Annotated in this window: 25 protein-coding genes; 18 read left to right on the top strand and 7 right to left on the bottom strand. The window is 58.4% G+C overall.

From position 1 onward, the window contains the following. Nucleotides 1-28: 28 nt before the first annotated feature. From MHY08_RS07045 to MHY08_RS07075, 7 genes are read left to right on the top strand one after another with little or no spacing between them, the layout of a single operon-like run. The gene (locus MHY08_RS07045; protein ID WP_239236084.1) at nucleotides 29-3,010 is read left to right on the top strand and encodes a Na+/H+ antiporter subunit A; all 2,982 of its coding nucleotides are present in this window, start codon (nucleotides 29-31) and stop codon (nucleotides 3,008-3,010) included. Then, the gene (locus tag MHY08_RS07050; RefSeq protein ID WP_239236085.1) at nucleotides 3,011-3,511 is read left to right on the top strand and encodes a Na(+)/H(+) antiporter subunit C; all 501 of its coding nucleotides are present in this window, start codon (nucleotides 3,011-3,013) and stop codon (nucleotides 3,509-3,511) included. It abuts the gene before it with no gap. Beyond that, on the top strand, nucleotides 3,504-5,330 hold the full coding sequence (locus MHY08_RS07055) for a Na+/H+ antiporter subunit D (RefSeq protein ID WP_239236086.1): 1,827 nt from the start codon (nucleotides 3,504-3,506) through the stop codon (nucleotides 5,328-5,330). Before MHY08_RS07050 ends, MHY08_RS07055 begins: the two co-directional genes overlap by 8 nt. After that, nucleotides 5,323-5,850: a Na+/H+ antiporter subunit E gene (locus tag MHY08_RS07060; RefSeq protein WP_239236087.1), complete on the top strand. Its 528-nt coding sequence runs from the start codon at nucleotides 5,323-5,325 to the stop codon at nucleotides 5,848-5,850. The genes MHY08_RS07055 and MHY08_RS07060 overlap by 8 nt, the downstream gene beginning before the upstream one ends. Beyond that, nucleotides 5,850-6,125: a monovalent cation/H+ antiporter complex subunit F gene (locus MHY08_RS07065; RefSeq protein ID WP_239236088.1), complete on the top strand. Its 276-nt coding sequence runs from the start codon at nucleotides 5,850-5,852 to the stop codon at nucleotides 6,123-6,125. The genes MHY08_RS07060 and MHY08_RS07065 overlap by 1 nt, the downstream gene beginning before the upstream one ends. Further along, on the top strand, nucleotides 6,122-6,502 hold the full coding sequence (locus tag MHY08_RS07070) for a monovalent cation/H(+) antiporter subunit G (RefSeq protein ID WP_179387013.1): 381 nt from the start codon (nucleotides 6,122-6,124) through the stop codon (nucleotides 6,500-6,502). The genes MHY08_RS07065 and MHY08_RS07070 overlap by 4 nt, the downstream gene beginning before the upstream one ends. A 15-nt stretch (nucleotides 6,503-6,517) precedes the next feature. Continuing rightward, on the top strand, nucleotides 6,518-8,017 hold the full coding sequence (locus tag MHY08_RS07075) for a glycosyltransferase 87 family protein (protein ID WP_239236089.1): 1,500 nt from the start codon (nucleotides 6,518-6,520) through the stop codon (nucleotides 8,015-8,017). A gap of 24 nt (nucleotides 8,018-8,041) precedes the next feature. Here MHY08_RS07075 and MHY08_RS07080 read toward each other — a convergent pair whose 3' ends face one another. From MHY08_RS07080 to MHY08_RS07090, 3 genes are all read right to left on the bottom strand, one after another. After that, on the bottom strand, nucleotides 8,042-9,178 hold the full coding sequence (locus MHY08_RS07080) for a glutamate--cysteine ligase (protein ID WP_239236090.1): 1,137 nt from the start codon (nucleotides 9,176-9,178) through the stop codon (nucleotides 8,042-8,044). A gap of 180 nt (nucleotides 9,179-9,358) precedes the next feature. Continuing rightward, complete coding sequence (locus tag MHY08_RS07085; RefSeq protein ID WP_239228642.1) at nucleotides 9,359-10,168, bottom strand: LytR C-terminal domain-containing protein; 810 nt, start codon at nucleotides 10,166-10,168, stop codon at nucleotides 9,359-9,361. A gap of 23 nt (nucleotides 10,169-10,191) precedes the next feature. Then, nucleotides 10,192-10,467, bottom strand: coding sequence for a DUF3263 domain-containing protein (locus MHY08_RS07090; protein WP_005325609.1), 276 nt, complete (start codon nucleotides 10,465-10,467; stop codon nucleotides 10,192-10,194). Here MHY08_RS07090 and MHY08_RS07095 point away from each other — a divergent pair. From MHY08_RS07095 to cls, 4 genes are all read left to right on the top strand, one after another. Beyond that, the gene (locus MHY08_RS07095) at nucleotides 10,466-11,089 is read left to right on the top strand and encodes a peptide deformylase (protein ID WP_005325608.1); all 624 of its coding nucleotides are present in this window, start codon (nucleotides 10,466-10,468) and stop codon (nucleotides 11,087-11,089) included. The two genes, MHY08_RS07090 and MHY08_RS07095, sit on opposite strands and share 2 nt — an antisense overlap. Beyond that, entirely contained in the window at nucleotides 11,089-12,078 is a 990-nt protein-coding gene (locus MHY08_RS07100; protein ID WP_204610919.1) for a GNAT family N-acetyltransferase, read from the top strand. Before MHY08_RS07095 ends, MHY08_RS07100 begins: the two co-directional genes overlap by 1 nt. A 155-nt stretch (nucleotides 12,079-12,233) precedes the next feature. Beyond that, nucleotides 12,234-13,043 carry an exodeoxyribonuclease III gene (locus tag MHY08_RS07105; RefSeq protein ID WP_204610918.1) on the top strand — a complete coding sequence of 270 codons (810 nt, stop codon included), beginning with the start codon at nucleotides 12,234-12,236 and terminating at the stop codon, nucleotides 13,041-13,043. Next, nucleotides 13,044-14,507 carry a cardiolipin synthase gene (gene cls / locus MHY08_RS07110; protein ID WP_239228641.1) on the top strand — a complete coding sequence of 488 codons (1,464 nt, stop codon included), beginning with the start codon at nucleotides 13,044-13,046 and terminating at the stop codon, nucleotides 14,505-14,507. A gap of 267 nt (nucleotides 14,508-14,774) precedes the next feature. Here the strand turns inward: cls and MHY08_RS07115 are convergent, their stop codons facing one another. After that, on the bottom strand, nucleotides 14,775-14,951 hold the full coding sequence (locus tag MHY08_RS07115) for a hypothetical protein (RefSeq protein WP_239228640.1): 177 nt from the start codon (nucleotides 14,949-14,951) through the stop codon (nucleotides 14,775-14,777). 85 nt (nucleotides 14,952-15,036) lie between these two features. On the opposite strand from MHY08_RS07115, the gene MHY08_RS07120 reads away from it, so the two are divergent. After that, nucleotides 15,037-15,246 carry a recombinase family protein gene (locus MHY08_RS07120; RefSeq protein WP_239228639.1) on the top strand — a complete coding sequence of 70 codons (210 nt, stop codon included), beginning with the start codon at nucleotides 15,037-15,039 and terminating at the stop codon, nucleotides 15,244-15,246. 326 nt (nucleotides 15,247-15,572) lie between these two features. Here the strand turns inward: MHY08_RS07120 and MHY08_RS07125 are convergent, their stop codons facing one another. Further along, nucleotides 15,573-15,929, bottom strand: a complete 357-nt coding sequence (locus MHY08_RS07125) for a hypothetical protein (protein WP_239230705.1) — start codon at nucleotides 15,927-15,929, stop codon at nucleotides 15,573-15,575. A gap of 218 nt (nucleotides 15,930-16,147) precedes the next feature. On the opposite strand from MHY08_RS07125, the gene MHY08_RS07130 reads away from it, so the two are divergent. From MHY08_RS07130 to MHY08_RS07150, 5 genes are all read left to right on the top strand, one after another. Further along, nucleotides 16,148-16,471 (top strand): hypothetical protein, encoded by a 324-nt coding sequence (locus MHY08_RS07130; RefSeq protein WP_239230708.1) that lies wholly within the window; start codon nucleotides 16,148-16,150, stop codon nucleotides 16,469-16,471. Nucleotides 16,472-16,883: 412 nt separating this feature from the next. Continuing rightward, a complete protein-coding gene (locus tag MHY08_RS07135) occupies nucleotides 16,884-17,429 on the top strand; it encodes a TetR/AcrR family transcriptional regulator (RefSeq protein ID WP_034997557.1) in 546 nt (181 codons plus the stop codon). After that, on the top strand, nucleotides 17,426-17,785 hold the full coding sequence (locus MHY08_RS07140; RefSeq protein ID WP_048733039.1) for a multidrug efflux SMR transporter: 360 nt from the start codon (nucleotides 17,426-17,428) through the stop codon (nucleotides 17,783-17,785). The genes MHY08_RS07135 and MHY08_RS07140 overlap by 4 nt, the downstream gene beginning before the upstream one ends. Then, nucleotides 17,782-18,111, top strand: a complete 330-nt coding sequence (locus MHY08_RS07145) for a multidrug efflux SMR transporter (protein ID WP_003849969.1) — start codon at nucleotides 17,782-17,784, stop codon at nucleotides 18,109-18,111. The genes MHY08_RS07140 and MHY08_RS07145 overlap by 4 nt, the downstream gene beginning before the upstream one ends. Nucleotides 18,112-18,210: 99 nt before the next feature. Further along, nucleotides 18,211-18,525: an NIPSNAP family protein gene (locus MHY08_RS07150; protein WP_174232238.1), complete on the top strand. Its 315-nt coding sequence runs from the start codon at nucleotides 18,211-18,213 to the stop codon at nucleotides 18,523-18,525. A 199-nt stretch (nucleotides 18,526-18,724) separates the two neighbouring features. On the opposite strand, the gene MHY08_RS07155 is transcribed toward MHY08_RS07150, so the two are convergent. After that, complete coding sequence (locus MHY08_RS07155) at nucleotides 18,725-19,069, bottom strand: hypothetical protein (RefSeq protein WP_239230710.1); 345 nt, start codon at nucleotides 19,067-19,069, stop codon at nucleotides 18,725-18,727. A 99-nt stretch (nucleotides 19,070-19,168) separates the two neighbouring features. After that, nucleotides 19,169-19,444 (bottom strand): hypothetical protein, encoded by a 276-nt coding sequence (locus tag MHY08_RS07160; RefSeq protein ID WP_239230712.1) that lies wholly within the window; start codon nucleotides 19,442-19,444, stop codon nucleotides 19,169-19,171. A gap of 618 nt (nucleotides 19,445-20,062) precedes the next feature. Here MHY08_RS07160 and MHY08_RS07165 point away from each other — a divergent pair. Further along, nucleotides 20,063-20,671 carry an abortive infection family protein gene (locus MHY08_RS07165; protein WP_239230714.1) on the top strand — a complete coding sequence of 203 codons (609 nt, stop codon included), beginning with the start codon at nucleotides 20,063-20,065 and terminating at the stop codon, nucleotides 20,669-20,671.

The raw sequence follows: 20,671 nt of genomic DNA on the forward strand, positions 1-20,671 counted from the left end.
CACAACCAAAAGGAGCGCAGTAACCAACGTGCTAATACTCCTGGGTACTCTCATCGCTGCCACCGTGGTAGCACCGCTGCTCATCATGCGAATGGGTCGCCCGGCTTTTGGAATTTTGGCACTGGTCCCCGGCGCTGGCTTCGTGTGGACCCTCGTGCATTTCCTGCGCGGCACCTTCACAGACGGCGGCGCGGTCGAACGCACCGTGGAATGGATGCCGTCCGCGAACCTCAGTTTTGACCTCCGCTTGGACGGGCTAGGCGCACTATTTAGCCTCATCATCCTGGGCATGGGCGCGCTTGTCCTGGTGTATTGCTGGGGCTATTTTGACGGCACGCGCCGCCGCTTAGCCCTGTTCGCCGCGCAAATGGTGGGCTTTGCCACCGCCATGTTTGGTCTAGTGGCCGCGGACAATTTCCTGCTCATGTACGTGTTCTGGGAGATTACCTCCATGCTGTCCTACCTTTTGGTCAGCTACTACGCGGAGCGTGCGTCTTCCCGCCGCGCCGCGCAGCAGGCACTCATGGTCACCGCACTGGGCGGGCTGTCCATGCTCATGGGCATCATCCTGCTCGGACGCCAGACCGGAGCGTGGACCTTTAGCGATATCACCGCCTATCAGCACTTTGCCCAGACGCCATTTGTCACGGTCGCCATCGTGCTCATCTTGGCGGGCGCGCTAACGAAGTCCGCCATCGCGCCGGCCCACTTCTGGTTGCCGGGTGCGATGGCGGCGCCGACGCCGGTTTCCGCTTATCTCCACTCCGCCGCGATGGTGAAGGCAGGCATCTACCTAATCGGGCGCCTGGCGCCCTCAATGTATGAGGTGGCCACCTGGCACGTGGTGGTTATCTCCCTAGGCGTATTTACCATGCTGCTCGGCGGCTGGATGGCGCTCAAGCAGCGCGACCTGAAGCTGATTTTGGCTTATGGCACCGTCTCCCAGCTAGGGTTTATCACCTCCATCATGGCCGTAGGCTCGCGGGAAGCCATGCAGGCTGGTCTCGCGCTGACCTTTGCACACTCGCTATTTAAGGCGGCGCTTTTTATGGTCGTCGGCGCTATCGATCACTGCTCAGGCACAAGGGATATCACCAAGCTATCCGGAATGGGGCGCAAAGAACCATTCCTCTTCGGCATTGCGATCATTTCCGGGTTCTCCATGGCCGGCGTCCCACCTCTATTTGGCTTCGTGGCCAAAGAGGCTGTGCTGGAAGCCACCATGCACGAGGAGCTCTTGGCCGGCATGCCACGCAATATGATGCTTGTGGCTTATGTCCTCGGTTCTATCCTCACGATGGCCTATACGCTGCGCTTTTTGTGGGGTGCCTTTGCCACCAAGAAGGAGGTCAATGGAACGGAGCCGGCAAAGGCCGTCGCCAAGATGCATCCCGTAACTATGGGATTATGGCTCTCTCCTGCCCTGCTCACTGCCCTAACCGTGGCACTTGGTGTGTTCCCCAAGCCCCTATCGGCGGCCTTTGACCAGCATCTCGACTCCACCTTCGCCCCGAAGGAGCATAGCGAACTAGCCCTGTGGCATGGACTTTCCGTGGCACTCGGCCTTTCCGCGCTCATTATCGTGGGCGGTATTATTATGCACTGGCAACGCCAGGTCCTGGTCAAGTGGCAATTCGCCTATCCTGCGCTGGGCAATGCGGATGATGCCTATGACTCGGTCATCGCTCTTTTGCGCCAGCTCTCACTGCGCACGACGGCAACCACGCAGCGCGGCTCCCTGCAGCTGAACTTGACGGTTATCTTTGCCACATTGATGCTGCTGCCACTGGCTATGATCATCAAGGGCGATCTCACCGATATCCGCATGATTGTGGCGGAAAATCCTTGGCAGATCGTCGCCGCCTTCATCATCATGGTGGCCGCCGTAGCCGCCACGGTCACCGATAACCGTCTGTCCGCCGTCATCATCGTGGGCGTGACCGGTTATACGCTCGCCTTTATCTTTGCGCTCCACGGTGCACCAGATCTTGCGCTGACCCAGCTGCTGACAGAGACCATCGTGATGGTTCTCTTCATGCTGGTCCTGCGCCGCATGCCTGCCTCCACCGAGTGGAAGCAAGACCCCAAGATGGGTCGCCTGCGCGCGTGGCTATCGGTGGGCACGGGCCTGACGGTCACCGTGGTTGCAATGTTTGCCATCAACGCTCGCCAGTCCAAGCCCATCTCCGAGTTCATGCCGGATCTGGCCAAGGAGATTGGACACGGCGCCAATGCTGTCAACGTCTTGCTGGTGGACCTGCGCGCATGGGATACCTTTGGCGAAATCACGGTGATCATCATCGCCGCCCTAGGCGTGGTCTCTCTGATTTATCGCACCCAATCCTTCGGCCGCGAAAGTCGCCGTCCCACCCTGCGGGTTACCGGCCGGCGGTGGCTGGCCGCCGGGGTGGAATCAGAGCAAGCACTCAACCGCTCACTGATGATCGATGTCTCTACCCGCGTGCTCTTCCCGTCCATGGTCGCGCTGTCCTTCTACTTCTTCTTCGCCGGCCACAACGCCCCGGGTGGCGGCTTTGCCGGCGGCCTCGTCGCCGCGCTGGCGCTCATCTTGCGCTACCTGGCCGGCGGGCGTGCGGAATTGGAAGAGACCCTGCCTATCGACGCCGGACGCACCATGGGCACCGGCCTCTTCTTGTCCGCCCTGGCCGCAGTGGCTCCCATGTTCTTTGGCCACCCGCCGCTTACCAGCGGGTACACCTCGCCGGAGATTCCGCTCATTGGCAAGGTTTCACTGCCTTCAGCGTTGGTCTTTGACGCAGGTGTCTACCTCATCGTCGTGGGGCTCACGCTCTATATCTTGAATTCGTTGGGTGCCAAGCTGGACGAGGAAGAGGATATGCGTAAGCAACGTGCCCGTGATCGCGCCCGCTCGCTGGCCCGGCAGCAACGCCAACGCACCGCCAAGCAAAAGGCACAACGGGCCCAGCGCAAGGAAAAGAAACAAGCCGCTACAGCAAGCACAACCGCCACCACAGGGAAGGAGAAATAAATGGAAACCAACCTCTTCCTCCTCTTGGCCGCCGGTGTGCTCGTAGCCGCGGGCGTCTACCTACTCCTGGACCGCGCCATGACCAAAATGCTGCTTGGCCTGTTGCTTTTGGGCAATGGCGCTAACCTCTTCTTGCTGCAGTCCGGCGGTTCGGCCGGTTCCCCGCCTATCGATGGCCGCGACTCGGAACCTTTCGGCGCCGAGATTGCGGATCCACTGGCGCAGGCGATGATTCTTACCGCCATCGTTATCTCCATGGCACTTACGGCCTTCATCCTTACGTTAGCCTACCGTCAGTACCGCTACCGCACGGACGATGTCATTGAAGATGACGCGGAGGATACCGCGATTGCGGCTAAGGCTGCGCGCCCGGGCAATGCGGCCGCCAGCCCGGACCACGATGCGTCCAATGACCCGACCACGGGCCGCGCCACCAAGCAAGGCGATAACTTCGGCCCTGCATCCTTCGAGGAGCCGGTAAAGGGGGCCCGCGATGAGTGAGACCGTACAGCCGCTTGTCGATGTCCTCTTTCCCTACATCGGCTACCTCATTCCGCTGCCGATTATCATCCCCGCAGTGGCCGCAGCCCTCGCATTGATTTTTGGCCGCATTCCCAATGCGCAGCGCCAGATCGTATTTTTCTCACTGCTTATTACCGCCGTGGTCAATGCCTTACTCATCCTCATCGCGGATTTTGAAGGCATCCAAACCCTGCAGATAGGAGGTTGGGACGCCCCAGTGGGCATCACGCTCGTGGCCGATCGCCTCTCTGCGGTGATGCTCTTTACGTCCTCCGTAGTGCTGTTTTCTGTCATTTGGTACGCCATTTCCCAGGGCGTACGCGATGGCACCAAGGACGAGCCAGTGGCCGTCTTCTTGCCCACCTACATGCTGCTGACCATGGGCGTTAATATCTCCTTCTTGGCCGGCGACCTCTTCAACCTCTACGTGGGCTTCGAGGTCTTCCTCGTGGCGTCGTATGTGCTGTTGACCCTGGGTGCCTCCGCCGGTCGCGTGCGCGCCGGTGTGGGCTATGTGATGGTGTCGATGGCCTCGTCGATGATCTTCTTGCTCGCGTTGGGGTATGTGTATTCCTCCGTGGGCACGATGAACATGGCTCAGATTGGCCAACGCATGCAGGACATCCCAGAGGGAACTCGCACCGCCATCTTTGCCACGCTGCTCGTCGCCTTCGGTATTAAGGCTGCCGTGGTTCCGTTGGACGCCTGGCTGCCGGACTCGTATCCCACGGCGCCGTCGCTAGTCACGGCCGTATTCGCCGGCCTGCTGACCAAGGTCGGTGTCTACGCCATCATCCGCGCCCGCACCTCGGTCTTCACCGCCGGTGGGCTCGATACCGTGCTCATGTGGGTCGCCCTCGCCACGATGCTGGTGGGCATCCTAGGCGCGATTGCGCAGTCCGATATTAAGCGCCTTTTATCCTTTACCCTGGTTAGCCACATTGGCTACATGATTTTCGGAGTCTCCCTCGGCACCGCACAGGGTCTGTCTGGCGCCATCTTCTACGCCGTGCACCACATTCTGGTCCAAACCGCGCTATTCCTCGTGGTCGGACTGGTCGAGCGCCAGGCCGGCACCTCGTCGCTGCGCCGCTTGGGCTCGCTAATGTATTCTGCTCCGCTCATCGGAATCTTGTATTTCATCCCTGCCATTAACCTGGGCGGCATCCCGCCGTTCTCCGGTTTCTTGGGCAAGGTCATCCTGCTGCAAGCCGGTGCGAATGAAGGCTCCTGGATGGCGTGGGTACTCATCGTCGGTGCCGTAGTCACCTCGCTGCTGACCCTCTACGTCATGATGCTGGTGTGGGCCAAGGGCTTTCAACGCGACCGCGCCGATGCCCCAGAAGGCAACGTAGCGCTCGCCCGCCCGGCCCCGCTTTCCGATATCACCGATGAGGTGGAATTTTCTTCTCGCCAGGATGTAGGCAGGGTGCCCTTTGGCATGATTGCTTCTACTACCCTGCTGGTGGCAGCGTCTACGTCCATTACTTTCTTGGTTGGACCGATTTCCGGTATCACCTCACGCGCGGCCGAATCCGCGCAGGATACGTCCATTTACCAGTACGCAGTGTTGGGCGACCGCGCAGATGATCCCACCCGCCACCTCAACCAGAAGGAGCGCTACACCGGCGGCGCGGACTCCTATGAAAATCGCCGCAGCCCCTCCCCTGAGGCGGAGCCTCCGGCCTCACCGGACTTAGATGCCCGCACCGACCCAGAAGCCGGTGGCCGCGATTCGCATTCCACGGATGTAAAGTCCCCGGACGCCGCCAAGAGGAAGGATATTAGCGATGACTAACACGCGCTTTTCCGGTCTGCGCCACCGCTTCCGCCCGTGGTTCATCGTCTGGCTGGTAGTCATGTGGTGCATGCTCATGGGCGAGGTCACCGTGGGCAACCTGGTGGCAGGGCTTATCATCGGCGTCGTCATTGTCTTTGCCCTGCCGCTGCCAGCCATGCCTATCACCGGCATCGACGTCTCTTGGGGCAAGCTCATTGTGTTCATGCTCCGCTGGTTCTGGGAGTTGTTCTACGCCTCGCTCAAGGTGGGCTGGCTGGCCGTGCGCCCGCAGCCGGTGCCCAAGACCGCCATCTTGGAGCTGCCCATGCGCTTGGATAATGAGTTCGTACTCTCCCTGGCCGTAACGCTGTATAACCTGCAGCCAGGCGGCACGGTGACCGATATCGACATTGCCAACCGCATGATTACCGTCCATATCTTAGACGCCCGCGATGAGGCCCAGATTCAGCGCGAAATCGGTGCCGTGGCCCACCTTGAGGCCTCATTCCTTGACATCTTTGAAAGGAGCCACCCCTAATGGATCCGCAGATCTATAACGCGATTTTGCTGGTGGCCGCCGCGCTGCTGATGGTCTCCTTCCTCATCACCGTCTGGCGTATTGTCACCGGCCCCAATTCGCTGGACCGCTTGGTCGGCATGGATGGCTTTACCGCGATGTTCCAGTGCGCGCTGGCTACCTATATGTGCTGGTCACTTAACACGACCGTGGTCTCAGCCATGCTGGTCATTGCGCTGCTGGGATTCATCTCCACCGTATCCGTCACCAGGTTTAGGAAGAGGGATAGCCAATGAGCTGGTCCTTTATTGCAGATGTACTCTCGCTCATCCTCATTATTGGCGGCAGCGTCCTCACCTTGGCCGCAGCCATCGGCATCGCTCGGTTCAAGGACACGATGTCTCGTGTACACGCGGTAAGCAAGCCACAAACCACAGGGCTTATCCTCACCATCCTCGGCGCCATCATACGCATCACTGGCGCGGAATCCTTCAGCGTAGCCGAGCGCGGGGATTTAGGAATACTCGTTTTGCTGGTACTGTTTGCCATGTTCACTAGCCCGGTAACCGCGCAGCGCACCTCACGTATTGCACGCCGTGAGGGTCTGTACGGCACCGAGGAATCCATGTCCCGCAACGACCGACCCGCCGCGAAGTCGCTGCGCCGCAAGTAGGAGACGCTTTTCACCGTGAAAAAGCTTTATGGGCTTCCCACTATGGTGGCTTTGCTCGCCGCTCTTATCGGCGTCATCGTCTACCGCTTCAGCATCTTCGACGGCAATAGCGCTTTTGTGTGGCGCGTTCCCCTGGATCTGAAGATTTATTGGCTCGCCGGCGGCGAGGTGGCCCAAGGCGCGGACCTCTACGATAACGCCTATATTGGCGACCTGCCTTTTACCTATCCACCCTTTTCCGGCACTCTTTTCACGTGGCTTTCCACGCTTGCCGACGACCCCTTGATCCTCCTCTGGCAAGGCGGCACCGCCCTCGCCTTGTTCACGGTTATTATGCTGGTCCTGCGTGAGCGCGGCCTCAAGCTCTCCCCGGCAATTTGGCTGCTGGGCCTTTTGCTGCTGTGCTGCACCCCGGCGAATGAGCCGGTGCACGGCACCTTATTCTTTGGCCAGATCAACATCTTTTTGATGCTGCTGGTGGCCTTGGACATCCTCCCGCGCAAGCGCGCTTTGCCGGGCATCGGAATTGGTTTGGCCGCGGGTATGAAGCTCACCCCGGCCTATATGGGTCTGGTCTTGCTCTTCCAGAAGCGCTGGTGGCAAGCGATCATCGCTATCCTTACCTTCGCGGTGACCGTTGCCATTGGTTTCGTGACGATTCCGGATGCCGCCGATTTCTGGACCGACGCTATCTTTAAGTCCTCCCGCGTGGGCGAGCACACCAACCCAGGTGCGCAGTCCATTCGCTCGGTGATGGTCCGCGCATGGGGCATCGATGGCGGCTGGATCTGGCTTGCCGCCGTAATCGTGGTCTTAATTTTGACCTGCCTGGCGCTGCGCACCGCGATGAAGCACCGCAATAATTCCGCCGCACTTGCGCTTGCCGGCATCAGCTCCTGCTTGGTCTCCCCCTTCTCTTGGTATCACCACTGGGTGTGGACGGTGCCGCTGGCCGTCGTCGTGCTGGTTGCCGTCAACCAGGGTCTGGGCAAGCGCCTGCCCGGCATCCTCGGCGCGCAGGTCGCTGGCCTCGTGTCGGTGCTCGCTATGTGTGCGGTGACCATGCCGTTTATCTCCGCACCCGTGTGGCTATCTGCGGCTAGCCGCTCGCTCAACCACTGGGATCTGCAGCCGTGGGGAACGTTGGCCTTCACCGGCGCCGGCGTCCTCTTTATCGCCTTCTACGCGGTGTGGGGTTTTATTCCTGGCAACCAGCCGGAAGAGGAAGCGCCCGCCCCGGGCCGCCACCACTTACCTGCGCAGCCCACTGGCGCAAAGCCCGCTGGTGCGCAACCTGCTTCCGCGGAGGCCGGGGCACTCCCGGCGCGCTCGTTTAATACGGCAGCTACGAGCCGGAGGGGCCAGGGTCATCCACGGGCAGCGCAACCCGTCAGCGATGAAACGGCAGAAATGCCCGCGGTAGGGCCGGAAACGCGCGCGTTCCCGGCGGCTCAGGACATCACCGATATCCCCGATACCCCGGCCTACGGTCGCCATTCACGCTCCGAGGACTAGCCCCGGGCCCGCCTGCCCGCCGCTTTAGAGCGGGCGGAAGGTGTGCAACTCGCGGCAGGTCTCTTCGACCACCTCGCGCCAGCTGCCCGTCTCTTTAAAGAGACGGCGCTGCCGCTCATAGCCGGCTCCGCCATCGATAATTTCGTGGATGAGCTTTAACTCGTTGACGCATCCCAGCTCGCGCGCAATGGGGCTAAACTCATCCACCATCTCCGCTAACTCGTCCTTAACCCAGGCCTCATCGGTCTCGCGGGAGGTAATCACCAGCGCGTCCATGCCATAGCGGGCACCGCGCCACTTATTTTCTGCCACGTGCCAGGGCTGCAGGGTGGGAAGGGGCTCCGCGGCGTCGATAAGCCGGTCGTAGTACACCACCAAGCAGTGAGTGAGCGCCACGATGGCGGAGAGCTCGCGCAGGTTGGACGTCGCATCAGAGACGCGCACCTCCACCGTGCCCCACTTGGACGCCGGCCGAATATCAAAGTGCATGGAACCGGTGTGATTAATAACGCCGGAAATGGCCTGGTCGCGCATATAGGACTGCCACTCGGCCCAATCGCGGAATTGATACGGCATGCCTGCGGTGGGCAGCTGTTGGTACAGCATGGTGCGGTTGGAGGCATAGCCGGTATCGAGGCCCTCCCACCCGGGCGAGCACGCAGAAATGGCCAGCAGGTGGGGGTACTTGGTCATCAGCGCATTGATGATGCGCCATACGCGGTCCTCGTGGCTAACGCCCACGTGCACGTGCGTGCCCCAAAGCAGCATCTGCTTGCCCCAGTACTGGGTGCGCGCGATGATTTCTTGATAGCTGGGCTTATCCGAAAGCGGGTTCTCCCGGAAGTCCGTAAACGGGTGGCCACCAGAGGCCCAGACGTCTACGCCCAGTTTATCGGCTGCTTCTTCCACTGCCTTCAGGGAAGTGTTCAGGTCAGCGATGGCTTCCGGCACGGTATGGCAGATGCCCGTGACCAGCTCTACCGTGTTCTGGAGGAATTCCTTTTCCAGGTGGATCTCGGGGTGGGTTGCAGTGGCGAGGTCAATGAGTTCTGCGCCGCGCGGGACAAGGTCGCGCGTGCCACGGTCCACGAGCGCCACCTCCCATTCCACGCCGAGCGTTGGTTCGGGAGAGCGGGCGAATTGTTCTGCCGGGATCTTCACCCATTCAGCTTAACGGGTGACAGGTATTAAGGCGTGAATTTTATTTAACCTGTTCGCACCGGTGGACGGGCGGTCGCGGACAAGTTCAGATCACAAAAGTCCAAGGCATTCGGCCGAAGAACTATGGTGCTTGCTCTTCGGCCGGATGGCCTTGGACTTTAAGTCAGGTGCGCGGCTTGCTTAGGCCTGCGGTACCGCCAGGGCGACGACGACGGCGCCGTCATCGGTTGCTTCTTTAGGCAGGTCGCGGTTCATCGGGGCGATATCGGCCTGGTAGCGAGCGGCGACTTCCTTGGCCAGAGCCTCAGCGGAGGCATCGCCTTCTGGGAAGAAGACGGTGGTCTTCGGAACGGTGAGGACATCGCCCGGCAGGTTGCCCACGTAGCCAACCTTGAAGCCGCCACCCTTGAGGGAATCGGCTTCCTTCTTGGCCTTGTCTACCTCGCCGGAGTTATTGAGGACGCTGACCTTAATATCGTTGCGGTCGCGCGCGGCGGAGTGGGCGTTTTCCTCGCCTGCGGCGGCATCTCCCTCAGCCGCGGCTCCCTCATCGGCAGCGCCGGACGCGGCCGAGTCGCCTGCAGCATCGCTTTCGCCCTCACCTGGTGCCGGTGCGGGGGCAGGGGCGCTCGCACCCTCGGAAGCACCTGGCGCGCCAGGGGCACGGGAGCCTGCGGCGTCGGGGCCGGCAGATCCTTCGGGCGCGGCACCGATGGTGGAACCGGCAGAGTTTTCCTGCGTGCTCTCGGAGGCCACGGTGGAGTCATCGTCGCCTGAGGTCATGGAGTACAAAGCCCAGAGTCCGAGCATGACGGCCACGGCGATGAGGACCATCGCCAGGCCGCGCAGCGGGAGGCCGCCCTTTTTAGCGTGCGCGCCACCACCAGCGGGGCGCTTAGCTGCACGGGAAGCGGACGCACCGGCAGCAGAGCCGGCGCGGGTTTCGTCGGATACCTTGTCGGTCGAATTTTCCGGATTCACATTAGTCACATACGCAACACTAGTACCCAGAATTAACTATCTGGGGTATTTCCCCGCGCGGCGCGCCGCGTGTCTTCTCGCTCCTCGCGCAGGCGCCGCAGCCGTGCGACCAGAAGCGGGTGGGATTGGGCGGCCGCGGGGGCGTCGAGAAGCAGGTTAAGGCGCTGGTGGTAGCGCACCGGGGAGATGTCCAGCTGCGCGCGGATAGCCTCTTCCTTGCGGCCGATGCTGCGCGGCGCGGTTTCCTCGAAGTCCAAAATGGCGGCGTCTAGGTCAGACAAGGGGTTCATGCCTAAACTGTAAGGCATGACTATTCGCCCCATCGTTATCCACGGCGAGACCGTGCTTCACGAACCCACCCAACCGGTGGAAGAATCCGAGATTTCCACCCCGGAAATGCAGCAGCTCATCGCGGACATGTATGAAACCATGGACGCCGCCAATGGCGTAGGCCTGGCCGCTAACCAGGTAGGAATTGGCAAGCGCCTCTTTGTCTACCACTGCCCCGATACGGATGGCCCCAATGGCACCGAGCTGCCGTCCGAAGAGGCGGGCATGCGCAAGGGCTGCGTCATTAACCCCGTGCTGGAGACCTCCGAGATTCCAGAAACCATGCCGGCCGACGACGGCTCCGATGACGAGGGTTGCCTCTCCGTGCCGGGCGAGGGCTTTCCCACCGGCCGCGCCGACTGGGCGCGCGTGACCGGCAAGGACGAAAACGGCAATGACATTTCCGTCGAGGGTTATGGCTTTTTCGCCCGCTGCCTGCAGCACGAGACCGGCCACCTCGATGGTTTCCTCTACACCGATACCCTCATTGGCCGCTATAAGCGCCAGGCCAAGAAGGCCATTAAGCGCCACGGCTGGACCGAGCCAGGTTATTCCTGGGTACCGGGCGAGGACGCCGATCCCTTCGGCCACGACGACTAATGTCACGCATTTTCCGCTCCGATGCCGTCCAAGTGGGCGAGCGCGTGGTGGCCCGGCGCGACTTCGGCGATGTGCATAGCGATGTCATTGGGCACGTACTGAGCCTCAATCCGCTGGTCATTCGCCCACAAGAGGTCGGCGGCTACCCCTCCGACCTGGAGGCGGTGGAGATCCCGCCGGAGCAGCTGAAGATCATTAAACGCCTCTCCCCGCGCATGGTCCGCAATTCCGATATCCGCGCAGTGGAGGTTGCCGCGGCCTCGGCCTTCCCCGGCACAGACCACGCCTGGACCAGCGATGGTTCCTGGCTACTGCGCGCGAGCGACGGGGTTTCCGGCCACTCCAACTCGGCCGTGCCCCTTGGCCCTTCCGCGGGCTTTACTCCAGTGCCGTTGGAAGAGATTAAGGCCTTCTACGCCCGCCACAACCTTCCGGTGCGCCTGCTAGTCCCGGAGCGCATTGGCAAGCCGGCCGAGCGCCTGCTCGCCGACCCCGCCTGGGAGACCGAGCCAGAGATCCTCGCTATGGTCCTGCGGGATCTGCCCACGCTTGCCGACGCCCCCTCTCCCTCCCCCACCTTCCACCTCACCGCCCAGCCCGATGACGAGTGGCTGGCGATGTATCAATCCCGCACCGATACCCTTTCTGCCGAGGCGTTGCAGAGCCTTGGCTCTCACGTCGAGGGAACGCTCGGCTTTGGCCGCCTGGCCATCGATGGCGAGACCGTCGCCATTGCCCGCGGCGCCCTGAGCGAATCCGGCGATGGCACCACGTGGCTGGGTCTTTCTGACATCGAGGTAGCCAAGGACTTCCGGCGCCGCGGATACGGCACGCTCGCGCTCCAGCACCTGCTGCACTGGGGCCACGACAACGGCGCTGAGCACGCGTACCTCACCGTCCCGGCCTCGAATATCGCCGGCGTGCGGCTGGCGGAGAAGCTCGGTTTCATCGAGCAACACCGGCGCATCTACGCCCGCCTGCGCGACTAGCTCTCCGCGCTGCGGACTTCCGGTCTGGGCGGTGAGCCTTATGGGACTGCCCGCTGATTCGTTGTGGGCTGGGTAGTGAGCCTTATGGGACTGCCCGCTGATTCCTTGTGGGCTGGGTAGTGAGCTTGACTCACTACCCAGGTAACCTATGTGGCATGCGCATCGCCACGTGGAATATTAACTCCGTTCGTACCCGCACACAGCGGGCGCTGGACCTTATCTCCAAGCACGACATCGATGTTTTGTGCCTGCAAGAAACTAAGGTAAAAGACGATAAGTTTCCACGCGAGGCCTTCGAGGACGCGGGCCTACATGTCACCTGCCACGGGCTCAACCAGTGGAACGGCGTGGCCATTGTGTCCAAGGAAGAGCCCGAGGACGTCTTTATCGGCTTTCCGGGCCAGCCAGGCTTTGCCAAAGATCCAGAAAAGCCGCAAGACCGTGAGGCCCGAGCACTAGGGGCGCGCATCCGTGGCGTAGAAATCTGGTCTCTCTACGTGCCCAACGGCCGCGAGATTACGGACCGCCACTACGACTACAAGCTGGACTTTCTCTATCACTTGGCGCGCTATGCAGAAGATCATGCGCAATCCAAGCTGCTTATGACCGGTGATTTCAATATTGCCCCGCGCGATGAAGACGTGTGGGATATTGAGGCATTCCGCGGCAAGACTCATGTCACCGAGCCAGAGCGCGCCGCGTTCCAGATGCTGGAAGAAGCCGGCCTCGAGGAAGTTACCCGCCGGTTCACGGAGGACCAGCGCTATACCTACTTCGATTACAAAGGCATGCGCTTCCAAAAGAACGAGGGCATGCGCATCGACTTCCAGTTGGCTTCAGCCCCGCTTGCCAAGCATGTGACCGGCGCGCAGGTAGACATGGTGGAGCGCGCCGGCGATAAAACCTCTGATCATTGCCCGCTTATCGCAGATTACGATCTGCCCGATTTCGATTCCGTTCGTTAAATGTCTTGGTCTCTTGATCTCAGCTTCTGGCAGCTCGTATTCCTGATCCTTGATTACGGCATCAAGATTATTGCCGTTGGTTTTGTGCCGGAAGGCCGTCGGCCTTCCAGTTCCACCGCGTGGCTATTGGCTATTCTGGTGCTGCCATTTATCGGCCTGCCGCTGTTTTTGCTCATGGGATCGCCGTATATCAACCGGCGTCGCCACCGCATCCAGCAAGAAGCCAATGAGAAGATTGAAAACGTCACAGCCCGCACCCCGGATCATCCGCAGGGCCTCCTTTCGGCGGAAGTAGAGTCGGTTATTCGGCTCAACCGCGAGCTGACCGGGTTCCCAGCATTGGTGGGCCATAACCTTGGCCTGCACGCGGATTATGACGAGTCCATTCGCGCCATTGCCGCCGCTATTGACCGCGCCGAGAAGTACGTATCCATCGAGATCTACATCCAGTCCTGGGATGAGACCACAGACGTCTTCTTTGAGTCGCTGCGCAGGGCTACCGCCCGAGGTGTAAAGGTGCGCTTGCTCTTGGATCAGATCGGCAGCTTCAAGTACAAGGGCTACTTCACGCTGGGCAAGCGGCTAACGGAGATAGGCGTCGACTGGCATCTCATGCTGCCCATCCAGCTCCACAAGGGCCGCTTCCGCCGCCCTGACCTGCGCAATCACCGCAAGCTGGTGATTATCGATGGCAAGGTGGGCTTTATTGGCTCGCTGAATATGATTAAGCGCCAGTACAAGACCAAGGACCGCTACTGGATTGACTACATGGTGGAGCTTTCCGGCCCGATTGTGACCTCCATGTCCGCAATCTTCGCCGTGGATTGGTACCTCGAGGCAGAAGAGAACCTGCCACTGGATGAGCTGCCCTATGACGACGCCCAGACTGCCGACGCCAACCACCTCCAGATAATCCCCTCCGGGCCGGGTTACACCACTGAGCCAAACCTGCGCATGTTCAACTCCCTGGTACACCACGCCAAGGACCGGCTGGTGCTGTGCTCGCCCTACTTCGTCCCGGATGAATCCCTGCTGGAGGCCGTGACCACCGCCTGCTACCGCGGCGTGGACGTGGAACTTTATGTATCGGCAAAGGCAGACCAGTTTATGGTCAACCACGCCCAATCCTCTTACTACCAGGCGCTGCTGGAGGCGGGCGTGCACATCTACCAATTCCCCTACCCCTTTGTGCTGCACTCCAAGTTCATCATCACCGACCCGGATGACCCCGGCCGCGATCCGCTGTGCATGTTTGGCTCCTCCAATATGGACCCGCGCTCGTTCGGCCTGAACTATGAATCCACCATGTTGGTGGCCAAGGGTGACCTCATTGACCAGTTCAACCAGCTCGTATCCAATTACCGGGCCGTATGCCATGAGCTGACCCTTGAGGAATGGAATGAGCGCGGATTTATCCGCCGCTACGTGGACAATGTCATGCGCCTAACTTCTGCGCTGCAGTAAAGCGCGCAGTGTCTGCGGCGGCTGCAGCGAATTCTGCGCGTATTTACCCATCCGAAGGCACTTCAACCTGCGGGTTTATCGATTTTCCCAGGTGGCATATAACTATATCGCTGTAGATCTATACCCCGAGCCGATCAACCAGCAAAACCGTCATCTTGTGGGTTATGGTTTATACTCCCGGGGCCAGGCACCCTTGCTGAAAGCCAGGTTGTCATTCGTCGCATTAATAGCGTTCATTGCCACCAGTTTCTTATCCGACGGGATTGTTCAAAAAGACTCAATGCGAACAGTGAAATACTCACCCTCGGGAACGAAGATGGCAACACCTTGCGGAAATTGGGCACCCCAGTCACCGTTGTCCTCTCCCGCAGAAATCTCCAACGTATCCAGAGACTTGACGAGCATGGAGGTAGAGAAGGTCGTGATGTCTTTATATGAACTCATATTGTTTCTACTTAGTTAAGTATTGATGAGACGTATGGGGTCAGCCCAGTCCACGACACAGAACTTTGAACGACAAACCGCAGCAATGAAGAAAGAGAAGTGCCTTCGCATCTTCACCGATACTGTTGGCCGTTCATCTACCGAACGTCCGGGGCTTGATGGGGCGTTGAATTATGTGCGCCCTGGTGGCCAACTTGTGGTGACTAGCATGGATCGGCTGGCTCATTCGTTAATTGATTTGCACCGATTGGTCGATGCCCTGACCAATCGGGATATTTCGGTGAAGTTTCTGTAAGAGGGGCAAACCTATTCTTTGATTTCCATGCCAATTTCCTCGGCAGCGTGATGGAGTTTAAGCGCTCGACTATTCGCGAGCGCCAGGCGGAAAGGATTGCTCAGAAAAGCTCGCGGGGTTTATAAAGGCCGGGCAAAATCACTCGCAGATGAGAAGCTTGTCCAAGCGCGGAGTGGGTGGATGCCGGCGTTTCGATGTCTGAGGTGGCGCGCAGGTTCAGCGTTGGTAAGGCCACACTATATAACCATCTCTAATACCAAAACTCAGGGATGACCCTTTGCAAGACAAATGCAGGGGGCCATCCCTGAGTTTAAATTCTACGGTTACTAGCACTGTGTTGAGACGAACACGCCTGCCCCCAAATGCCCCACAGTAAGAGCAGCACGGGTTGCTGGATGAAGCTTAGCCACATTTATCGCCACCTTCAGTGCTTTTACCCAAGTGGCTTCATGTCCGCTTACAACAGCCGCAGTCGCAGCATTACACAGGTAGACTCTCCAGTCGGTAACGATTCCACGTGCTCGGGCTGCCGTAACCGGCCCGTATTCACCCTGTTCTTCAAAACCGAGCACCTCATTACGATTCAAAACAGTCACTCCATTTGGGCTATTAATGGTGATCGTGTTCGCCACAGCATCTTCTACCAATGTCGTAACACCATCAGGGCCACTGATTGTTGTCACGCTCCCTCTGTAGTGATAGTGGTTTCTTCGACATTCGCACCGACTTTTTCGGTAGTTCCCGTTGTCGATTCGGCAGCCCCAGCCGAATGAGCCCCTCCGAGCGCAATGCTCAGAGCGAGCACAAATCCCGTTACCTTCTTTTTCATTGGATTGACCTCGCCTTTCGAATAGAGTTAAGGAGACGTTTACTATCAAACAATGTTTTGGAGTGCTTTTTGATGAGCCGTTTGATTGGCTTTGCTGGGATTGCCGTGCTGGTGATTTCGGGAGTCTTTGCTTTACTCGGTTACACAAACATCTCGTATATTTTTCTAGCCTTTGGCGCTGTTGATCTCATAATTGCCGTGATCTATCAGCCTGACGAATCCAATGACAGAAGAGCTAAACAGTTGAAGGTAGTTAGCTGCTCAGCCATACTCCTCGGCACACTTTTCATCTATGTAACAGGTTCTTGGATAGGCATCATCGCAATATTCTCAGGGATAATAGATCTCATGTCCGGAAAATTTTCAATACTCAAAAAACAGCCTCAGAAACGATAGAGTTGTCGACTCTAATGCAAAATTCTGGCACCTAATGATTGACCTCAAACAGGTGGGTACTTTCGTTCCTTTCCTGTCCTTCTAGATCGTTCGTTCGAAAGTGCTTCTACCGTTGTCTGATTCTTGGGTTAGGCTATGCGTCACAAAGCGGGGGACCTGGCCCCTGTTTGGTAGATTACCATCCCCCAGCCCGACTGGGATGGATATCAGGTGTCCACCAAAGAGAGGTAAGGCCCCTTTCCGCATAACTAAGGCCTAAACCCCACTATGCAGGTGTAAAACAATGGCCGAATCTATCTTATTTACACGTAACTTACCGGCATAAACTCACATAACAATAGGGTGTACCCCAGGTGCCCCTACCAGCGCCCGCAGTTGAAGGCTTCACCTACCAAATGGTAAAGTTAGCTATATGCGAACCAGTCAGCGCTCCGAGATCCTGGAAGCTGCCCTCCGCGTCATGAACGCAGCGGAGGGTGGCGACATTACCCTTGACGCAGTGACCCACGAGGCCGGGCTCACCAAACCGGGATTGCTATATCACTTCCGCAACCGCGACGTACTGCTCGCCGCGATCGTCGACCACGCTGCGGCCAACGTCGAGAACGACATGACTGCCACCCTTGGCAAGCCCCTCGAGAACGCCAACGCCACCGAGCGGCTCCTGAGCTACGTTCACGTCGCCGCCCACGGGGCCGCCAAGCGCGCCGAGTTCATCATCTGGGGCCAAGCGACGTATCGGCCCGAACTCACCGAACCGTGGACTACGCGGATGGGCCGCTGGCTCGAACTCCCGGACGATCTCGACGCCGCCACCCGAGCCAGGCTGACCACCGCCCGACTCGCCGCCGACGGACTCTGGGGCGCCCAGGCCACAGGTGTGTCCACCCTCCACGGCGCGGATCTCGAAGCCGTCGTCTCCAGCATTCGCTCCCTGATCGAAGGAACAACCCCATGAAGCAGTGGTTCCTGCTCGCTGGCGCCATCACTACCGAAGTGGCGGCGACGCTGTCTCTCAAGGCGGCGCTCAATCACCCATCCTGGTACATCGTGGTTGCTGCCGGATACATCGGCACTTTCGTCTTCCTCACCTTCTGCCTGCGCGAAGGAATGCAGATCGGCGTCGCCTATGGCATCTGGGGAGCCAGCGGGGTCGTGCTCGCCGCCGTGCTATCCGCCGCGATTTTCGGTGAACCTCTGACCGCTGTGATGGGTCTTGGAATGGTTGCGATCATCAGCGGTGTCCTCACCGTCGAACTCGGCTCCCAGAAAGCTCAGCAAACCGCAGCCCAGGAAGCAGGAGTCAACTCATGAGATGGATCTTCCTCGCAGGCGCCATCTTGTCCGAAGTCGTCGCGACCATGTCGCTACGAGCCTCCGACGGTGGCCGGGTGAAGAAATGGTTCATCGGCGTCATCGCGGGGTATCTCGTGGCGTTCGTCGCCTTAAGTCTCGCCTTGGCCGACGGCATGGCCCTTGGCGTCGCCTACGGCATCTGGGCAGCATCCGGCGTAGCTCTCACCGCGATCCTCGCCCGGGTCATCTTCCACGAACCCCTCACCCGAACCATGGCCCTCGGCATCCTCCTCATCGCCGTCGGAGTTCTCACCGTTGAACTCGGCGCCAACTTGGCGAACTGACGCATTTCCGCAGGTAAACCAGGCAGATTGGTGTGCTGCACCACGAGGCGCACAGACAAAGGCTCCCCAATGAGCGCCTGTGGGCCTAGCGTTGTGGATGTGATCACCTGTGTCGTCCACTACACCATCGACCCCGACCAGATCGCAGCCTTTGAACAGTTCGCCCGCGCTTGGATGCGGCATGTCGACGAACACGGCGGCACCCACCACGGGTACTACCTACCCGCGGAAGGTGTGAGTGACCGTGCGGAATCCCTGTTCAGCTTCCCCAGCCTGGCTGCCTACGAGCAGTACCGCACCTTGTTCGGCACCCACTCGGACTTCATCGCCGCTGACCGGATTCGAGACGAGTCCGAGTGCGTCCTGCGGTACGAGCGCACCTTCATGCGGCCGCTCCTACCCCAGGGACACTGAAAGGGACTCCGGCAGCACGCTCGGCACAACCCACAACGCCGCAGGTCAGCGCGTACAGATGGGTGTACTTTACGAAACGGAAGCTTACGGTGGCTTTCGTCGCGGAGGGTTGGAATTGACTTTTCTAGAAAAAGTCGTATTCTTAGGGTTATCAAGCCGAAAGGCAATTAAGCTCTGGCCCCATTTTATGGGGCCATCTTCATTTTAACGGCGATTGCTCAAGTGCTTCAGGAATCCATCGCTCGTTACGAATCCATTCGCCCAGTTCAGGATTCATAGCTCTAGAAAGTTCAACGCAACTCTGATGCACTTTTTCGATCGCACTAATATCTTTAACCAAGGGGCGTCGGTGCGTAGCGCGGTTTCGCATATCTTTCACAAACATTGCGCGCTTCTGAAAAATTACGCGGTTCAGCCCCCGAACCCTCGGTTCTAATGCTTCGTTCCAAAGAATGACACGGGAATTATTTCCCTGAGCGTGTGGCTTGGGCAAAAGGTGGACCCAATTGCCGAAAGTTAGGCCAGCAACATAATCATCGTGCACCGGAACTCCCTGTACGGTGTCGAGGTGGGCATATTCAGTTAACGGCTTATTTCCAACTGGGGCTACGATTTCCGAAAGCACTCCTTCTGGAAAGAGTAATCACTCGCGAGAGCCCTTTTGCTGCGGAGCGCAATTCCATTCGGAAAATCCTGCATCAATGCAGTTTCTGAGTAAAACTTCAACCTCGCCAGTTACTCTATCCACAACGGAAGCAAGATAGCCATTCCAAATATATAATCGAGCGGCTGCAATGGTTAGGTCTGAGGAAGAGTTCTTCTGGGCAATCCCCAGGTAGGTATTTCTCCTACCGTCGGGAAGTGCCGCCATAATCGCTGACGCCTCATTGCTCGTGATCTCGTTCGAATAAACCTTCATGTCAATTCTCCTTTAGGTATCGATTTCTAATACCTAAAGGGTAAGGTATAAAATTCCCCCCGACAAGAATGTTTCGACTGGCGGAAACCCTTATGAAATATCTTCAATTCCTTGGTGGTATGATTTTTTTGAAAAAATCATACCACCAAGGAATTGAATAAACAATGCATTTTATCAATATGTGATCAACATCATATGTAAGCACCCCTGGTTTGCCCTTCTGTTTGTCCCATCGGAATAAGCCATCGCAAGGCTAGTGGTCAAGAAAATAATGTCGAATGTATCCAAGATTAATGTTTGTAAAATGCAACCAGATAAACTCTTACTAGGAAGCAAAGCATCGAGGAAAATGATGTCAGAGGGAAAGTGGATCTAGTAAACCCAAATATTCGAGGCGCTGTTCTGAGTCTCTCGCCGTATGTGTCCCCAGTCGATATGTATATGAGCTGGGCCCGTCATGGATTCTTTCACCCTGAGTACAGGAATCCATCTGATATTAAAAGCAATCCAGGACTTTACGATTCAATGGGCATATTCTCTAGCCTGTCTCAGCGGGTTGACTGGAGCGATCAGGAACAAGCGTCTAGGGGGCTGCGCTCCCTATCTCAGATAATTCGAATGGCTAGCACTAATGAATTTTCCGATGAGTATGAATTCAATCTGAAAATTTCTGATATTCGCACTGCCTGCCAAGAAGACGGGTTTGAATTCAAAGAAAACCCATACACAATAACCCACGGCGATGCCATTCCTCTGGATGAGCTGAAGCTTGATGGGCTATCAACAACGGAAGGAATCTATCGTAAGATAAAGCAACTCAACAGGGCGCTGGTCCGGGACAGAGATAACCTCGAGGTAATCGGATTCTCTAAAGACTTGATGGAGGCAACTGCCGATGCCGTGCTGCAGGAACTAGGACACCCGGAAGAATTAGTGCGGAAGATGCAAGCTGCCGAACGATGCAGTAATGCAATGTCCGAGGTAGGAATCGTTGTTGACAACGGTGCGGGAAAAATTTCCCAAGGACTCACAGGAATCCGCAAAGCCATGAACAAAATCGTTGAGGGCACTTCAGAAATGCGACGAGAGGACACAGATGAAGGACACGGCATGGCCGGGCTGCGTGCTGCCAGCGACAGTCAGGCTAATTTAGCACTATCGTCTGCACTTCTTTGGTGCCACTACCTGCTTGATCGGTTCAACGAGAAAAGAGCTGCCCCATTCTAG

The organism is Corynebacterium sp. ACRPJ (assembly GCF_022347345.1).
Classification (GTDB): domain Bacteria; phylum Actinomycetota; class Actinomycetes; order Mycobacteriales; family Mycobacteriaceae; genus Corynebacterium; species Corynebacterium tuberculostearicum_D.

Coding starts and splice junctions, on each gene's coding strand:
- MHY08_RS07120 (WP_239228639.1), top strand. CDS start 15,037: ATGAAGAAAGAGAAGTGCCTTCGCATCTTCACCGATACTGTTGGCCGT.
- MHY08_RS07135 (WP_034997557.1), top strand. CDS start 16,884: ATGCGAACCAGTCAGCGCTCCGAGATCCTGGAAGCTGCCCTCCGCGTC.
- MHY08_RS07055 (WP_239236086.1), top strand. CDS start 3,504: ATGAGTGAGACCGTACAGCCGCTTGTCGATGTCCTCTTTCCCTACATC.
- MHY08_RS07140 (WP_048733039.1), top strand. CDS start 17,426: ATGAAGCAGTGGTTCCTGCTCGCTGGCGCCATCACTACCGAAGTGGCG.
- MHY08_RS07100 (WP_204610919.1), top strand. CDS start 11,089: ATGTCACGCATTTTCCGCTCCGATGCCGTCCAAGTGGGCGAGCGCGTG.
- MHY08_RS07165 (WP_239230714.1), top strand. CDS start 20,063: ATGGCTAGCACTAATGAATTTTCCGATGAGTATGAATTCAATCTGAAA.
- MHY08_RS07105 (WP_204610918.1), top strand. CDS start 12,234: ATGCGCATCGCCACGTGGAATATTAACTCCGTTCGTACCCGCACACAG.
- MHY08_RS07095 (WP_005325608.1), top strand. CDS start 10,466: ATGACTATTCGCCCCATCGTTATCCACGGCGAGACCGTGCTTCACGAA.
- MHY08_RS07160 (WP_239230712.1), bottom strand. CDS start 19,444: ATGAAGGTTTATTCGAACGAGATCACGAGCAATGAGGCGTCAGCGATT.
- MHY08_RS07115 (WP_239228640.1), bottom strand. CDS start 14,951: ATGAGTTCATATAAAGACATCACGACCTTCTCTACCTCCATGCTCGTC.
- cls (WP_239228641.1), top strand. CDS start 13,044: ATGTCTTGGTCTCTTGATCTCAGCTTCTGGCAGCTCGTATTCCTGATC.
- MHY08_RS07145 (WP_003849969.1), top strand. CDS start 17,782: ATGAGATGGATCTTCCTCGCAGGCGCCATCTTGTCCGAAGTCGTCGCG.
- MHY08_RS07090 (WP_005325609.1), bottom strand. CDS start 10,467: ATGCCTTACAGTTTAGGCATGAACCCCTTGTCTGACCTAGACGCCGCC.
- MHY08_RS07065 (WP_239236088.1), top strand. CDS start 5,850: ATGGATCCGCAGATCTATAACGCGATTTTGCTGGTGGCCGCCGCGCTG.
- MHY08_RS07070 (WP_179387013.1), top strand. CDS start 6,122: ATGAGCTGGTCCTTTATTGCAGATGTACTCTCGCTCATCCTCATTATT.
- MHY08_RS07130 (WP_239230708.1), top strand. CDS start 16,148: ATGAGCCGTTTGATTGGCTTTGCTGGGATTGCCGTGCTGGTGATTTCG.
- MHY08_RS07050 (WP_239236085.1), top strand. CDS start 3,011: ATGGAAACCAACCTCTTCCTCCTCTTGGCCGCCGGTGTGCTCGTAGCC.
- MHY08_RS07060 (WP_239236087.1), top strand. CDS start 5,323: ATGACTAACACGCGCTTTTCCGGTCTGCGCCACCGCTTCCGCCCGTGG.